The following is a 1,679-nucleotide window of genomic DNA, read 5'->3' as shown; positions in this document are numbered from 1 at the left end:
CGCGCCGGGCTCGTCCCGGGCAGTACCCGGGACGGCCAGGTGAGCGCGTGGACCGGCCCGGTGTGCACGTTGACCGGCCAGGTGAGCCCGTGGACCGGCCCGGTGAGCGCGTGGACCGGAGCGGTGCGCACGTGGAGCGGCCCGGTGGGGTCGTGGCCCGGCCCGGTGGGTCCGTGGACCCGCCCGGTGGAGGCGCCGACCGGCCCGCGGCGCCGGAGACCGATCTGGAACTGCTGGTGCACGGGGTCGGCGGCACCACGCCGGAGAGGATGCTCGGCGACCCGCGCACCGTACGGGTCACCGGCGACGACACCGCCGCCGTCTTCCGGCGCGCCGAGGACACCGAGGCCGCGCCGGGCGGCCGGGACCCGCGCGGCGGACCGGTCCGGGAGGCGTACGTCTGGTGCAACCTCACCTCCGGCGACGGCAGCCGCGCCCTGTGGCTGTTGCTGCTGCCGTTCATGGTGGTCAACCTCGCCCACTGGATGCGCCCCGCCGCACCGGCCCGGCCGCGCACCGTACGGCTCTACGGCCTCCTGGTGCGCCTGGCCGCCCTCACCCTGACCGTGCTGCTGGTGGCCGCGGCCTGCGAGGTGGCCCTCGACCTGATCGCCTGGCAGTGCGCCGGCGCCCGCGCCTGCGTCCGCCGCCACTCCTGGCTGTGGTTCCTGGAGCCCGCGGCCCCCGGCGCTCCGGCCGGGTCCGGCGGCTGGTGGAGCGCCCCCGGACGCCGGCTCGCCCTGGCCGCGGTCCTGCCGGTCGCGCTGACCGGCCTCCTCTGGTACCTCTCCCACCGCACGTGGCGCGCGTACGAGTCCTACCAGCCGCTGTCCCCGGAGCCAGGCGCCCACGGCGTGGAGCGCGACGGCGATCCTGAGCGGGACGCCCGCGGCCCGGAGCCCGACGCCCAGGACCCCGAGCGGGACGCGCACGGCAGTGCGCTGGTCCGGCCCGGCTTCTGGTACGGGCGTCGTCTGGTCGCCCGGCTGCGCGCGGCGCACACCGCGGCGGGCCTGCTCACCGTGGCCGCCGCCGTCACCATCCCCGCGGCCCGCTTCGACCACCGGCCCGGCGGCCCCCAGGCACTGGACCTGCTCGGCTGGCTGCTGCCCGCGGCCCTGCTCGGCTGCGGGGCGGCGGTGGTGGCCGTGGTCTGCCGCCGGGGCCGCAGCGAGAACCGGCTCGACCAGCGGCTCGACCGGCACCTCGTCCGCGCGCTGCCGCTCGCCGCGCTCGCCCTGCTGCTGCTCGGCCTGCTCTACGCCGGCTGGTCCCGGCCCGGCTGGCGGTCCGCCGGCCGGCTGCCCGGCGACCCGGCCTTCGGCGCCCTGATGCTGGCCCAGGGGCTGATCGTCGTCGCCCTGGCCGCCGTGGCCCGGGACCTGTACCGGCGCCGCCCCGACCCGCGCGCCGGGATGCGCGGCCTCGGCGGGCCCGCCGTGGCGCTGCTCGCCTGCGCGCTGGGCGGAGTGATCTCCGGCGGGGTCGCGCAGCGGGTCGCCGACTGGCTGGACGGCACCCGCGCCCTGCTCGCCGGGCCGCCCGTCCTGCTGACCTGGCAGGCGTCCGCCATCCCGCCGCTCCTCGCCGTCCTGCTCCTGCTGACCGCCGGGCTCGCGCTGCGCACCGCGCGGCTCGCCCGCGCCGAACGCCGGCGGATCCGCCACGAGCACCCCGGC

General features: G+C 79.3%; 1 pseudogene. It reads left to right on the top strand.

The window, feature by feature from the left end:
• Window positions 1–89: 89 nt before the first annotated feature.
• A pseudogene (locus tag CCN44_RS20760) lies at window positions 90–1,679 on the top strand (hypothetical protein); the annotation flags it as partial.

Origin of the sequence: Streptomyces tricolor (assembly GCF_002155905.1) — a bacterium.
Taxonomy (GTDB): Bacteria; Actinomycetota; Actinomycetes; order Streptomycetales; family Streptomycetaceae; genus Streptomyces; species Streptomyces tricolor.
This window is presented reverse-complemented; position numbering and strand designations above follow the sequence as displayed.